Annotated in this window: 13 protein-coding genes; 6 read left to right on the top strand and 7 right to left on the bottom strand. The window is 36.1% G+C overall.

Features of this window, described 5'->3' with window-relative positions; all coding sequences use genetic code 11:
* Positions 1-39 precede the first annotated feature (39 nt).
* Positions 40-2,163, top strand: coding sequence for a Tex family protein (locus LC418_RS11775; protein WP_223559267.1), 2,124 nt, complete (start codon positions 40-42; stop codon positions 2,161-2,163).
* Positions 2,164-2,208: 45 nt separating this feature from the next.
* Complete coding sequence (locus LC418_RS11770; RefSeq protein WP_223559266.1) at positions 2,209-2,859, top strand: HAD family hydrolase; 651 nt, start codon at positions 2,209-2,211, stop codon at positions 2,857-2,859.
* Positions 2,860-2,971: 112 nt separating this feature from the next.
* Here LC418_RS11770 and LC418_RS11765 read toward each other — a convergent pair whose 3' ends face one another.
* From LC418_RS11765 to LC418_RS11745, 5 genes are all read right to left on the bottom strand, one after another.
* On the bottom strand, positions 2,972-3,925 hold the full coding sequence (locus tag LC418_RS11765; RefSeq protein WP_223559265.1) for a phage tail protein: 954 nt from the start codon (positions 3,923-3,925) through the stop codon (positions 2,972-2,974).
* Between the two features lie 496 nt (positions 3,926-4,421).
* The gene (locus tag LC418_RS11760; RefSeq protein ID WP_223559264.1) at positions 4,422-4,775 is read right to left on the bottom strand and encodes a hypothetical protein; all 354 of its coding nucleotides are present in this window, start codon (positions 4,773-4,775) and stop codon (positions 4,422-4,424) included.
* Between the two features lie 297 nt (positions 4,776-5,072).
* Entirely contained in the window at positions 5,073-6,542 is a 1,470-nt protein-coding gene (locus tag LC418_RS11755; protein WP_223559263.1) for a helix-turn-helix transcriptional regulator, read from the bottom strand.
* A 108-nt stretch (positions 6,543-6,650) separates the two neighbouring features.
* Complete coding sequence (locus LC418_RS11750) at positions 6,651-8,222, bottom strand: M28 family peptidase (protein WP_223559262.1); 1,572 nt, start codon at positions 8,220-8,222, stop codon at positions 6,651-6,653.
* A 174-nt stretch (positions 8,223-8,396) separates the two neighbouring features.
* Positions 8,397-8,573 (bottom strand): histone H1, encoded by a 177-nt coding sequence (locus tag LC418_RS11745; RefSeq protein ID WP_040994607.1) that lies wholly within the window; start codon positions 8,571-8,573, stop codon positions 8,397-8,399.
* A 379-nt stretch (positions 8,574-8,952) separates the two neighbouring features.
* Here LC418_RS11745 and LC418_RS11740 point away from each other — a divergent pair, with 379 nt between their 5' ends.
* From LC418_RS11740 to LC418_RS11730, 3 genes are all read left to right on the top strand, one after another.
* The gene (locus LC418_RS11740; RefSeq protein WP_223559261.1) at positions 8,953-9,462 is read left to right on the top strand and encodes a hypothetical protein; all 510 of its coding nucleotides are present in this window, start codon (positions 8,953-8,955) and stop codon (positions 9,460-9,462) included.
* A 109-nt stretch (positions 9,463-9,571) separates the two neighbouring features.
* The gene (locus LC418_RS11735; protein WP_223559260.1) at positions 9,572-10,486 is read left to right on the top strand and encodes a helix-turn-helix domain-containing protein; all 915 of its coding nucleotides are present in this window, start codon (positions 9,572-9,574) and stop codon (positions 10,484-10,486) included.
* A 93-nt stretch (positions 10,487-10,579) separates the two neighbouring features.
* Entirely contained in the window at positions 10,580-11,785 is a 1,206-nt protein-coding gene (locus tag LC418_RS11730) for an MFS transporter (RefSeq protein ID WP_407934754.1), read from the top strand.
* Between the two features lie 67 nt (positions 11,786-11,852).
* Here LC418_RS11730 and LC418_RS11725 read toward each other — a convergent pair whose 3' ends face one another.
* Positions 11,853-12,359: a RidA family protein gene (locus LC418_RS11725; RefSeq protein ID WP_223559258.1), complete on the bottom strand. Its 507-nt coding sequence runs from the start codon at positions 12,357-12,359 to the stop codon at positions 11,853-11,855.
* Positions 12,360-12,574: 215 nt separating this feature from the next.
* On the bottom strand, positions 12,575-13,204 hold the full coding sequence (locus LC418_RS11720; protein WP_111958362.1) for a TetR/AcrR family transcriptional regulator: 630 nt from the start codon (positions 13,202-13,204) through the stop codon (positions 12,575-12,577).
* 507 nt (positions 13,205-13,711) lie between these two features.
* Here LC418_RS11720 and LC418_RS11715 point away from each other — a divergent pair.
* Positions 13,712-14,122 (top strand): VOC family protein, encoded by a 411-nt coding sequence (locus LC418_RS11715; RefSeq protein WP_223559257.1) that lies wholly within the window; start codon positions 13,712-13,714, stop codon positions 14,120-14,122.
* Positions 14,123-14,136 lie beyond the last annotated feature (14 nt).

The raw sequence follows: 14,136 nt of genomic DNA, 5'->3' as shown, positions 1-14,136 counted from the left end.
CATTCTAAAGCCTTATTTTAGCCTTCCGAAAACAAAATAATGACGACCGTAACATTTATACAGCAACAGCTTAATATATCAGAAAAAAGCATCAACAATACCCTACAATTACTGGCTGAAGACTGCACAATTCCATTCATTTCCCGCTACAGAAAGGATAAAACCGGGAATCTGGACGAAGTTCAGATCGAACAGATCTCAAAGATTAGCAAACAGTTTGAAGAAATTGTAAAGCGAAAAGAAAGCATTTTAAAATCAATTGAAGAGCAGAATGCCCTGACAGCAGAATTGAAACAGAGAATTGAGGAAAGCTTCGATATTCTGGAGCTGGAAGATTTGTATTTGCCCTTCAAAAAGCGCAGAAAAACAAAAGCAGATACTGCCAAGGAGAAAGGACTTGAGCCTTTAGCCAAAATTATTATGAGTCAGAAAAACAATGACCTGCAGTTTCTTGCCTCTAAATACCTGAACACAGAGGTTCCATCGGAAGAAGAAGCGCTTCAGGGCGCAAGGGATATCATGGCGGAATGGATCAATGAAAATATGTATGTCCGTAAAAACCTTCGCCGCCTGTTCCAGCGCAAAGCAATGATTACTTCTAAAGTGGTGAAGGCTAAAAAAGATGAAGAGGATGCACAGAAATTCTCACAGTATTTTGAATGGGAAGAAAATCTTAACAGAACACCTTCTCACAGGCTTTTGGCAATGCTCAGAGCTGAAGCTGAAGGTTTTGTAAAACTTAATACAGGTATTGATAAAGAAGAGGCCATTGATTTTATCGAAAAAGCCATCATCAAATCCAATAATGAAAGTTCAGATCAGATTATCCTGGCCATTAAAGACAGCTACAAAAGACTTTTAGAGCCTGCCATTTCTAACGAAGCTTTACAGGAGGCTAAAGAAAAGGCAGACAAAAAAGCGATTGAAATATTTTCTGAAAACCTGAGCCAGCTTCTTCTTGCCCCTCCTTTAGGCGAAAAAAGAATTTTAGCCATTGATCCGGGATACAAAAGCGGCTGTAAAGTGGTCTGCATTGATGAAAAAGGAGATCTTCTCCATAATGAAACCCTCTACCCTCACGCGCCACAGAATGAAAGCGGAATGGCCATGAAAAAGATCCGTTCTATGGTGAATGCCTACAATATTGAAGCAATCTCCATCGGAAACGGGACGGCAAGCCGTGAAACTGAGTTTTTCATTAAGAAAATTGCTTTTGATAAGCCGCTGCAGGTTTTTGTGGTTTCGGAAGCAGGAGCATCAGTATATTCTGCAAGTAAAATTGCAAGGGATGAGTTTCCTTCTTATGATGTAACAGTGCGTGGAGCAGTTTCCATCGGGAGAAGGCTGGCCGACCCGCTCGCGGAACTGGTGAAAATTGATGCCAAATCCATCGGCGTGGGGCAATACCAGCATGATGTAGACCAGACTCAATTGAAAAACGAACTTGATCTGACAGTTATGAAGTGTGTAAACTCTGTGGGAATCAACCTGAATACTGCAAGCAAATCACTTTTAAGCTATGTTTCGGGGATCGGTGAGAAAATGGCGGAGAACATTGTTAATTACCGAACTGAGAACGGCGCTTTTGAGGACAGAAAACAGCTTAAAAAAGTTCCGAGGCTTGGGGAAAAAGCGTACCAGCAGGCTGCAGCTTTTGTAAGAATTGCCAATGCCAAAAATCCGCTCGACAATTCTGCCGTACATCCTGAAGCTTATGGAATTGTAGAAAAAATGGCTAAGGACCTTGGCATTAAAACCAACGAACTGATTGCCAGCAAAGAAAAAACAGCTTTGGTAAATCCTGAAGATTATGTGACAGAAGAAATAGGAATTTTAGGGATCAAGGATATTTTGAAAGAGCTTGAAAAACCTGGATTAGATCCCAGAAAAGCAGCTAAAGTATTTGAATTTGATCCTAATGTAAAAAGTATCCGGGATTTAAAGCCTGGTATGATTCTCCCCGGAATTGTCAATAATATTACAGCTTTCGGGTGTTTTGTAGATATGGGGATCAAGGAAAGCGGACTTGTCCATATTTCCCAGCTGAAAGACGGGTTTGTTTCTGATGTAAATGAAGTGGTGAAACTTCACCAGCATGTACGGGTAAGAGTGACAGAAGTGGATGAAGCGAGAAAAAGAGTGCAGCTGAGCATGATTTTATAGTTATCTGTAAATCTCAATAGTATAATCAAACAAAGTAATCATACATTGAAATATAAAAATTTAATTTTCGACCTGGACGGGACACTTTGGGATCCCAGAGCCACAATCATCAAAGTATGGAATGAGGTCCTGATGAAACATGAGTTGATAAGAAAAGAGATGAAGCCTGAAGATATGAATCAATATCTGGGTTTATTGGCAGATGACATTTTAAAAGATATCATTCCGGGAATTTCTGATCATAAAATTAAAGAAGTGCTTTCTGAAGTTGTACAACGTGAAAGTAAGGTTCTGCGCCTTCATGGCGGTATTTTGTATGACGAGGTTTCAGAAACCCTGAAAGTTTTAGCAAAAAATCACAAACTTTTTATTGTCAGCAACTGTCAGGACGGATATATTGAAGCATTTTTAGACTATTACCAGTTCAACGACTTATTTACAGATATTGAGTGTTATGGTCGGACTAAAAAGCCTAAATCAGAAAATATCCGTTTGATTTTAGAAAGGAATCATTTAAGTATTGAAAATTCAGTGTATATTGGTGATACGCAGACCGATTATGATTCTGCAAAAGCCAATGGATTGCCCTTCGTTTTCTGTAAATATGGATTCGGAAAACTTTCTGATTCACTATACGAATCATCAATTTTTACATTTTCAGACTTGAGAACCTATATTTCTAATGTTACAAAATAGTGAGAGGCTTTATTTATAAAAATATTTTAGATTTTTTAAATTTCACTTATTAAATAATTATAAGCCAAAAACAATATTGTTTTTGGCTTATATATAAAATTATTATACTTAATTAATATTTTATAATAGGCATTAAAGCTGTATTACGCGGACGAGAAGCACCATTTGTAAAATCATTAGCCGTATTAGATGGAGTTGACAAAGTTATTGTTGCACCGGTACTTTGGCTATTATTAGCTCTCACAGTAGCACCATAAATAGAACTAAACTGTGCAGTTGTAGGTAAATCCCATCCCAAGGCAGCTGCTAAGGTAGGCATAGTTGACGAGGAATTAACAAATGGAATTATACTATCAGCATTTGGTCCTGCTCCTCCGGCAAGAAAAGACCCTTTTTGCCATGTTCCCAACAATCTTCCACTATCAATTCCTCTGGCATTATCCCAACCTCTTATAAACTCCCCTCTTAAATCCGGAAGCTTAAAAGTTGTACTTCCATCTCCTGCACCATATGTAGTTGCGATTACAGAAAATAATACTGCATAATCAGTACGGCTTACTTCAGAACCATCGCATTCTAGATATCCGGTAGGTACAGTGCTGCTTGCGCGATAAAACACACTTCCTGGAGGAACTCCTTCTCCTGGAGTTTCTAAATTAACCCATTTCGTACCATCATTTACATATAAACCAGGTATTACGTTGTTGGGTACAGTTCCAGCTGTAGCAGTATTATAAACAATCATTCCACCAATATGTGCACTTAGAGGGGATGAATCATTAGTTGCCACTAAAGCTACTGATGGAAGCTTTACTCCCTTATTAGGACTTGTAACATCTAAAGCTGCGTTACTATTTGGAGTAGTCGTTCCTACTCCCACATTACCTGTATTGGTTACAGTAAAGTCATTAAGCTGCTGAGCTGCTGTGGGAGCTCCGGAAGCAGGATTATCTTTAGCTCCATCAACATTAAGAATCCCTTGAGGGTTTGCAGTATTAATTCCAACCTGTGAAAACCCCAGAATCGAAAATGAAATTGCTGTTAAAATAATAAGTTTCTTTTTCATCTTATTAAAAATTTTAATTATTTATTAAATCACCAGATAACATCTTTATTAAATAACATTTGATAATTATCTTGGAGCAAAAATATTTCCTTCTGATCAGATTAAACAAAAAATGACATATCACAATCGTATCTCACATTTTTAACAATCTGATTATCAGTATTTTTTTTAATTTAAGCGAATCAAATAAATTCAAGATAAACATATCCAAAGTTTCCATTTTTTACTGTAAACCGAATCTATTAAGATGTATTTTATAGTAAAATTTCAAAGTCGTTCATCTATTTTTTCAAACAAAATGCCTGAGATATATACTATCTCAGGCTTAACAAAAACATTAAAAACCACACATTTATTTATAAATTATCAATCCATAGATAAATATCTTTTCCTGAAGGAATATTTAATTTCTTACGCATTCTGTTCTTTCTGATTTGAATAGCTTCTGCTGTCACTTTATTACACCTGGCAATTTCCTGTGTGCTGAAATTAAATTTTAAATAAACACAAAACCTGAGCTCAGAATTAATAAGATTGGGCTTGATCTGTAGAAGTTTTTCACAAAACTCGGGATACATTTTTTAAATCTCAAAACAAATTCTGAAGCATTGTGTTTGCCTAAAATTATAAGCTCTTCTTTAGCCTTATGCAGGCTTATGTCCTGATGTCTACTAACCTGCTGAAGATCTGTAATAGTATTATTTTTTATATTTAATCTCCATATTCTTTCTATAGCAATTCCTACAACTACAGTTCCCAACAATATACCATACCAAACTCTTTTATCCTTTAGATCGGGTTTATAAGATACCTTATCAGCAGAGAGTCTTTCTTTGTTTTTCCTTTTCACTATTTACATCCTCTTTTTAGGTTGTTTAAATGAGAAATCAAGTAATTAAAAAATCATATCTGATATTTTTGTGTTGCAAATTTATTTTTTTTCATAAATTCTAACGAAAAACATACTATCACATAGATATCTCTAATAACACAACAGAAGAAAAATTGTATTTACTGTTTTTAATAGTAAGAACAATACTTCAGTAAATACCACTTTTTTTAAACCTTGAAAAGCTAAAAACAGTTTAATACAAAAGGCTGCCTAATTATAGAATAGTAAGTAAATAATTGAAATTTAAATGCTTATTCACAACACATCCATCCACAGATAAATATCCTCATCAGAAGGGATGTTTAGTTTTTTCCGAATCCTGTTTTTTCTGATCTGAACAGCTCTGGGGGTAACTCCAATGAATGTAGCTATTTCTTTTGTAGTGAAATTAAGTTTTAGATAAGCACAAAATGCAATTTCAGTATTCACCAGATTAGGTTGAATTTGTATAAGCTTTTCATTGAGTTCAGGATATGCTTCTTTGAATTTCATAGTAAATTCAGGTGCATCTTTTTTGGCTAGAATGATAAGTTCCTCTCTGGCTTTACCTAACCTTGTATCTTGAAGCTTATTAATCTGGTTTTCTTTCAGATCAATAATACTATTTTTTCCTTTCTTTATTCTTTTTATTCTGATTATAGCAATTCCTATAATTGCTGCTAAAATTAAAATTCCCAATAACAACTTGCGATTCAGACTTTTATTTTTTGAACTTACAATCTCGCCAGAAATTCTATCAGCAGAAATTTGCACTCCTGCAGCACTAGCCTTAGCCAGACTGTCTTTTGTACTTATATATTTGTTTACATAGAATAGCTCATCGTCATTTTTTTTTAATGCGCGGTAATTATCTGCCAATAATTTATATAAAAATATTCTGTCTTCAACACTTCTTTTATTTTTTGCAAAAGCCAAAGCTTTAAAGCCATATTCTAATGATTCTTCATATTTTTTTTGGCTATACAAAATCTCAGCCTTTTGTATAAAACCTGAGCATTTAAAGTTGTCAAAAGGATTTGCCTTAATTATCTTAAGAAGCTGTTCATTATAATATGTTGCCGAGTCAATCCTTTTTCCACTGTATAAATAATAGTTGGCTAAATTAAAATACAGAACCGTTTTATTTATATGACGAGGTCCATGATAATTTTTATGTATTGCCTTTACTTTATTAAGATAATAAATGACACTATCTGGTTTATAATTTTCGTAACATGCTGAAAGTTGAACATTTGCATAAGATAACATTTCGAGTTTTTCATTCTGGGTACTTCCTAAATCGGCAATGGTCAGTTCTTTTTTAAACTCTGCTATTGCCTGCCTTCTAAAACCTAAAGCGAGATAATTTCTTCCAGCAAGATCTGTCAATTTGAACCTAAAATCTAAATTTTCTGCAATATAATCATTATAATTCTTTCCTAATTTATTAATATAGACAATGCTTTCCGGATAATTCCCGGCATTACACAACCCGAGTGCTATCCAAAGATTGCTTTTTGCAATTCCTTCTTTATTTCCTATCTTCTCTGAATATAGTAAGGCTTTTTTAGCCAAAAATATCGTTTGGGCTGGATTTTGAGTATCCAATGCTGTTTTAGCTAAGTTTAACAAAGAATCAACCTCCTTGATATTTCCAGAGGCAGCTTTGATGTTCGAAGTTAAAAAAAATATAAAAACCGGAATAAATACTATTTTCAATATTATATTCCATGCTTTTTTTTCCATCCAAGTATATTTATTGCAAAAATAACTTATTTTTCATTTTTTTTGTAATTAATAGAATTTTATCTAAAAATATTTATAAAAACATCACTATTTCTGCAATAAAATCCTTTATTTATAATCTTTAGAATTCCTTTTTGGCTCCTTTACTTCCGGCCATTTTACCGTTTCTCCTTTATCATCCTGAGGCAATACTCTTTTTTCCCTGCTCGTAAATTCAGGATCCTCCGATGCCATATAAGCCAATGCAGCCGTTAAAACCACATTATTTTTAACCTCATCAAAAACGATCTTGTCGTAGGTATCTTTCGTCGTGTGCCATGTGTAACCGAAATATCCCCAGTTCAGAGAGCTTAAGGAAAAGCCTGGTACACCCGCCGCTACAAATGATGCATGGTCAGAGCCGCCTCCACCAGGCATTCCCGGGAAATCGGTTTTAATATGATCTCTCACGGTTTTAGGAACTCCGGTTAACCATTTCCCGATATAGCTGTAAGAATCTACAAATCCCTGCCCGCTGATATTAATTACACGTCCGGTTCCGTTATCCTGATTGAATACTGCCTGTGTTCCCTTTATAATCTGCGGGTTGTCTGCTACAAAGCCTCTCGAACCGTTAAGTCCCTGCTCTTCACTTCCCCAAAGGCCAACAATAATAGTTCTTTTATTATTGGGGTAATATTTTTTTAGTATTCTCATGGTCTCAAGCATGGTAAGTGTACCCGTCCCATTATCAGTTGCTCCCTGAGCTCCGTCCCAGGAGTCCAGATGCGCAGAAAGGATCACATATTCTTCAGGCTTTTCTTTTCCTTTGATGATTCCGATCGTATTAAAATTTTTCGCTTCAGGAAGAACCCTGGACTGGGCTTCTACCCTGATCTTAGGTTTCGCCCCTTTTTCTGCCATTCTGTAAAGCATTCCGTAATCTTCAACATCGATGTCTATCATAGGGATTTTTGACGTTTTCGCTCCGAAAATCCTGTTCGCTCCCATAATCCCTGTCCAGTTGGAAATAGCAATTCCTGCTGCCCCTGCTTTTTCCAAAGCTTCCGGAAGTGTATTATTGTCATAGCCAATGTTTTTCACATAATCACGGAAGTCTTTTCCGGCCTGTTCTTTTTCTGCTTTCAGTTTTTCATACAGTTCCGGTGTGGCAAATTCTTTGATCTGCTCGTCTGAACGTCCGATCTTCTGATACTGTGCCATAAGCACTATTTTTCCCTTTGCAGAAGGAAGCCATGCATCGAATTCCGCTTTGGAGGAAACTTTTGGAAGCACCACCACCTCAGCTTCTACTGCTTTTTTGGTTGCAGGGCTCCACGCAAGCTGTGTTGCAGCCAATGATTTTACGCGGGGGTATACCATATCTACGTGGGTAATACCACGCTGCCATCCTTTCCATGTTCCGAATTGCTGAAGGCTGGATTCTATTCCCCAGGAACGGAGTTTAGCCGCAGACCATTCATTGGCAGCCAGCATTTCAGGAGTTCCTACAAGACGCGGTCCTATACCGTCCAGAAGCTCATAAGCCATGTTTTCCAGCTGGGAATTATTATTGATTTCATCTACAAAGCTTTTCACAACAGGATCAAGCCTTTCTTTCGGATCTACTTTCACCTGAGCCCATGAGAACTGGGCGACCAGCATAACCGCTGGTACAGCAAAAAATTTATTTATCTTCATAACCTATATTGAATGCTTAAAGATAGCAGAATTTGCTTGAATACAGAAAAAAGTGCAGAAATAAAAGGATTAATTTACGAATTTTCCGGGCTGACAATTTTGATCAAAGCCTAAATTTGATTGGTTAAATTAAGGCAAAAAAAAACCGGCTCAGTGAGCCGGCTTGGGAACGAATTATTTTTTAGCTTCTTCTACAGAAACTTTTCTGAATTCTTTGAACAGTTTGCTAAGTTCTAAAGCTGATTTACGAGCTCTTGTACCTGCAGCTTTGTTTCCTTTTTCTGCTTGTTGGTTAGCCTCAGTTGCGAACGCTTCGAATTCAGCGTTGATTTTTTCAATTAGTTCTTTCATTATTTTTAAAATTTAGGGTGCAAATATAGGTTTTATGGTAATTCCAGCCTAACTCAGGCAAAAAAAGTTTGGCTTAAAATGCATTTTTTTTCTGCTTTTCTTCTATCCATTTGATTTTCTTTGCATTTATAGTAAAAAATAACGGCTTTTATTAAGTGAATTAGGACTTCTAGACCATTATTCGAATATTTTTCCATCCTTTTATCTGGCCTATTTATTCTTATTCCAAAGTTTTAGGTGCTCTCGAATTCCGGAAAACAGATATTCGTTTACACTGCACTGCGAAAATATATAACCAAAATAACTGTTCCTGATAAATTAATAGGAATTGTATCCCTTTTGAATGCAATAATCTTCTAATTTTGAATAAAAAAGATTCATGAATATAATTTCAAAATTTACAGTGGGTTCTGAAGAAGGAATTTCTGATCTTATAACCATTATCGATTCCTCGGTTTACACCTTGCATAAAGAACTTATTCCTGAAGAAGATATCAAAAAATACATCGCCGGCAATATTGATCCCAGAAAAATGATCAATGACCTGAATGACCTTTCCAACCAGCTTATTATAACGTATGCAGATGATCAGCCTGCCGGTTACAGCATTCTTAAAAGCGGTTCCGGCCATCCTGCCCTGCCGGAAGGGAAAAAGGCTACAGAGATCAGCTTTGTGATCCTTTCGGAATTTGATTCACCGGAAACCAGACAGTCACTCTGGAAAAAATGCAGGTCTGCAGCCAGTTTCACCGATATATTATGGCTCAATATGATGATTCATGACCCACTTTTAGAGTTTTTTAAAGAAACAGGTTTCACCATTATTGCTGATGCTACAGCCGGACCTTTTCAACTGCCGTCGCATCTATTAAAACTGGACATCAAATAATTTCCCGGACTTGTGCCATTTAAAAATAATCTTACTTGATCATACTCCTTTAAAATAATATTAAATTAATATTGCTTTTCGTATCTTTGATTTTTATAATTTCTATATTATGAGTGATCAGCTGGAAACTATTGAAGATTATTACAGACGCGTCCGAAAGAATCAGGTAAAAATGTTTGATTCTGATGATTTTGAAACAGGAAAGTCGCATTTCAATGTTTCTATGCGGCGGTATTGCAGCTTTAAAAGTCCGTATAACCGCCGTGATTATTATAAGATAAGCTTTATTCTGGGAAAAGGCACATTTCAATATGGATCTCATGAATTGTACATTGACCGCCCTGCTCTCTTTTTTCCTTCGCCTAATATTCCGTATTCATGGGAATGCGACGGCGATCTTCAGGAAGGGTATTTTTGCCTGTTCAATCAGGAATTCTTCAGTGGAAATACTGAATTCAATCTGTTTAAGAAGACTTCTCTGTTTAAAGAATGGAGCAAGCCAATTGTTTTTTTAACGGATGAACAGACCCAGCTGACTACCCTTTATTTTGAGCAGATGTATAAGCTGAATAATTCAGCATACCCTTTCCGGTGCAGCAGCATTAAAAGCCACCTTGCCTCTGTGATGCATCTCGCTTTGGAGAACCGTGTGGATGATATCAATCCCAGTGAGCTTCCGGCTAATATCCGTTTATACCGCCTATTTGATGAGCTTCTTAATAAGCAGTTCCCATTGGATTCCCCGGCATATCCGCTGGCTCTGAAAACCGCTTCTGACTTTGCAGATCAGCTTAATGTACACGTTAATCATTTGAATTCATCGGTAAAATCTGTCACTCAGCTTACCACGACTCAAATTATTAAAGAAAGGGTATTTGAAGAGTCCAAAAACCTGTTAAAATATACCAACTGGGATATTGCTGAAATAGGATATACCCTGGGATTTGAACAACCTTCCCATTTCAATAATTTCTTTAAAAAACATGCAGAGGTTTCACCCTTAAAATTTAAAAATGCATTTTAAATCTTTGATTTTTGTAATTTTTACTTTGTCTTTTAAAATTGAATTTCTGTATTCCCGGCTTATTTTTGCCTAGTAAAATAACGAATGAATATGTTGTTGAAAGAAGCATCTGAAAAAAGAATCAGATTAATAACCATTATGGCTTTTGTGTCGATCCCGCTTTCCGGGTTTGTCACTGATATTTATTTACCATCATTCCCATCGATGGCAAAGGAGATGCAGGTCTCTGAAAAGGATATCCAGATCACTTTAACGTCTTACCTGCTGAGCTACGGGATCTCACAGCTTTTTGTAGGGGGAATCCTGGACAGTATCGGGCGTTACCGTCCTAAACTGGTCGCATTATTCCTATTGATCATCAGCAGTATCCTGATTACAATGACCGACAGTATTCTGCTGATCTGTCTGCTCCGTATTTTGCAGGGGGCAGCCGTTTCCGTACTGGTTGTTGCTACACGGGCTATTTTTGTGGATCTCTATGATTCTGAAAAAGTAAAGCATTATCTGAGCTATTTCACGATCGTCTGGTCGTGCGGGCCTATTCTGGCTCCTTTTCTGGGCGGTTATCTGGAAAAACTGTTTAACTGGCACGCCAATTTTCATTTCCTGGCTTTCTATGCGGGAATGCTGTTTTTATTTGAATGGTTTTTCAGTGGTGAAAGCTTACCGGAGAAAAAGAAACTTAATCTTTCCGAAAACATCAGCCTATATAAAATGATGCTAAAAAACAGGATCTTTATGCTGGGAATTTTCATTTTAGGACTAAGCTATTCTATTGTAATGCTTTTCAATATTACGGGTCCTTTTATTATTGAAAATACCTTCCATTTTACTCCTGTAGTTATTGGGTACTGTACACTGATTTTAGGATTTTCATGGATGATTGGCGGTTTTATAGGAAAACGGAGACTTAAACTTGATTTTAAGGAAAGAATTTTACAGCCTATCATTTTACAGCTGATTCTGATTACCGGACTAATTGCGACCAGCTTCTATGCGGAAAGCCTTTTCATTATGATTCCTTTTGCATTTTTTATTCATATCTGTTCCGGGATTTTGTTTACGTCATTTTTTACAACCAGCATGCTTTATTTTCCTAAAAATGCGGGAACAGCTGGTGGACTGATGGGCGGACTAGTGTACGTGATTACTTCTATTACAAGTTTTATTATTTCGGTCAGTGGAACTGTCACAGAACAGGATGGTCTTGCCTGGCGTTATCTGGCGATTGCCATTATACTTTTGGGAATTATCCTGGTCATGCACCAAGCCGTTAAAAAAGAACAAGCAGAGAATTAATCTCTGCTTTTTTATTTTTTCAATGAAATATTATAAAAATGGCTTATTCCCAGATCTATATGCATTCTTACTTTTTAACGAAAGCAACGGCATCTACTTCTATCATCATATCATCCAGTGCCAGTCTGGGAACCGGAATTAAAGTACTTGCCGGGAACTTTTTATTTTTCCATATTTTCTGCATTTCCTCTGTCCATATTTTAAGTTTCTCCTGATCATGATCAACAATTAAAACCGTAATTTTAAGAACGTCATTAACTCCTAACTGATAATCGGCAAGTACGGTTGCCAAGTTTTCCAGAGAAAACTTGGCCTGAGTCCTAAAATCTTTAGAAAGATGATGTTCCAAGCCTTCTCCTCCGCTTTGTCCGGATATAAATACATATTTCCCCTCAACTTCATTCGTTGTAGCATGAGAAAAAGCAAATGGCGCCGGATCAAAAAGACCTTTCGGATTTTTGTGGACGACAGCAGCCAAATTAGTTGTTTTTTTCGGTTTATGGTGATTTGTATTTTGTGAGAAAGCCAAAAATCCTACACAGAGAGTGGATAAATTCAATACTAAACTTTTCATGATATCTATTATTTGTTCTGAAATATTGAAGCAAATATAGATTTCAATATTTTCAGAAAAATAAACATATGTTGACGTTTTTAGCTTTTATAGACGGTATATTTACCAGTTTTTTTGGGGGAATAACGGCAATACATGATATTACTTCATAAATAAGAAGAGTAGTTTAAAGTAAAAAGCACAAATGCAATTGATTTTCTTATCTTAACTAAATATTACAGATTCTCATAAGTCTGATCTATTAAAAAAGATACCGCTTTTTTGATTTTATCACGGCCGTCATCAGTATTAAGATCTATACCGCAAAACACACTGCCATTTACGGATGCATACATGTTCAGGTAATAAAGTCCTGAAACTAAAATGGCCGCTATTGCACGGAAATCCTGCGAACGTTCTCCGAAATGAGGATCGATAACTAACTTAAAAAGAGTTTCCCCGTTTTCTTCCTGCATATTGGTCAGCTTTGTCAGGGATTTCCGGGATTCAGACAAGCGCCACAATAAAAGTTTCTGCAGCTCCTTGTTGCTGCGCACATAATCAAATTGCTGCAGTAACATTGCCTCAGTAAATGCTTTTCCTCCGTCTTTTGGATCGGGCATCATTGTATCGGTGGTTACATTACTCCAATAATCTTGGGACCGGATATATTCATCCATCAAACCATCCATACCGCCAAAATAGGTGTAGATCATTTTTTTATCTACTCCGGCTGTAATTGCGATATCATTTATCTTTAATGCCGCATATCCTTTCGTTTTCAATATCTTTCCAACGGCATCCAAAAATTTCTTTTTACTTCGTTCCTTGTTCCGGACACTGCCTGCTGCTGATTTTCTTTCCATAGCTAAACATTAGATTATACAAGTTTAAGAAAATTTTAATTATTTTAGACACTGAATAGTGTCTTGTTTTGTATATTTGCACAAACTAAACCATTCTATATATATTTAACACAATTTAGGTTGAAACAACTAAAAAAAATTCATAGCGCACCATGGTATATTTTAAGGCAAAACAGCTTTCAGATGATCCTATCGCAAAATGAGTCAGTTTATTTCCTCAGTTTAGGAATGCATCAAAAACAATGAGGGTGAAATGATGAAAACCGTTACTGGGGCATTAAAAATTATGATTTCGAATCTAAACAACTAAGGTAAAAACACTAAATGTGGACAGCATCATTTAACTTCTAATGATGCTGTTTTTGATTTTAAAAAGTAGTCAACATTTAATCTGACAGTTACAATTAAACTGAATAAATTTAAAAATTGTAAACCAACAAAAACCTACTGACACCTACTTGTCACAGCTCCATTCTATTTTTGTAGCCTAATTAAAAATCTTCAACAATGAATTTAGTATCAATACGTATTATCACGGCTAATATTGAAAATTTAGTACCATTTTATGAACAAATAACAGAAATACAGGCCATACAGTATACTCCCGATTTTGCTGAACTGAAAACAGCAACAGCAACCATTGCTATCGGAAGCGTGCGAACACTGCAGTTTTTTGGTGGGGAAGGTTTGATACAAGCTGCTGAAAACCGTTCTGCAATCATAGAATTTTTAGTTGATGATGTAGAGAAAGAATTTGAACGCTTACAAAATTTTCTATCTTCTTCTATTATACAGGAACCAACCACGATGCCGTGGGGGAACAAATCATTATTGTTCAGAGATCCTGATGGCAATCTGGTTAATTTCTTTACCCCTTTAACAAAGGAGTCAATAAAAAAATTTACAGCTAAAGGATAAAAATAAAAAGTGAT

This window comes from Chryseobacterium lathyri, from assembly GCF_019970085.1.
GTDB classification, from domain to species: Bacteria; Bacteroidota; Bacteroidia; order Flavobacteriales; family Weeksellaceae; genus Chryseobacterium; species Chryseobacterium lathyri.
The sequence above is the reverse complement of the archived record's forward strand: the minus strand, read 5'-3'. Positions and strand labels throughout refer to the sequence as shown.

Coding starts and splice junctions, on each gene's coding strand:
- LC418_RS11720 (WP_111958362.1), bottom strand. CDS start 13,204: ATGGAAAGAAAATCAGCAGCAGGCAGTGTCCGGAACAAGGAACGAAGT.
- LC418_RS11740 (WP_223559261.1), top strand. CDS start 8,953: ATGAATATAATTTCAAAATTTACAGTGGGTTCTGAAGAAGGAATTTCT.
- LC418_RS11745 (WP_040994607.1), bottom strand. CDS start 8,573: ATGAAAGAACTAATTGAAAAAATCAACGCTGAATTCGAAGCGTTCGCA.
- LC418_RS11750 (WP_223559262.1), bottom strand. CDS start 8,222: ATGAAGATAAATAAATTTTTTGCTGTACCAGCGGTTATGCTGGTCGCC.
- LC418_RS11775 (WP_223559267.1), top strand. CDS start 40: ATGACGACCGTAACATTTATACAGCAACAGCTTAATATATCAGAAAAA.
- LC418_RS11715 (WP_223559257.1), top strand. CDS start 13,712: ATGAATTTAGTATCAATACGTATTATCACGGCTAATATTGAAAATTTA.
- LC418_RS11735 (WP_223559260.1), top strand. CDS start 9,572: ATGAGTGATCAGCTGGAAACTATTGAAGATTATTACAGACGCGTCCGA.
- LC418_RS11765 (WP_223559265.1), bottom strand. CDS start 3,925: ATGAAAAAGAAACTTATTATTTTAACAGCAATTTCATTTTCGATTCTG.
- LC418_RS11725 (WP_223559258.1), bottom strand. CDS start 12,359: ATGAAAAGTTTAGTATTGAATTTATCCACTCTCTGTGTAGGATTTTTG.
- LC418_RS11755 (WP_223559263.1), bottom strand. CDS start 6,542: ATGGAAAAAAAAGCATGGAATATAATATTGAAAATAGTATTTATTCCG.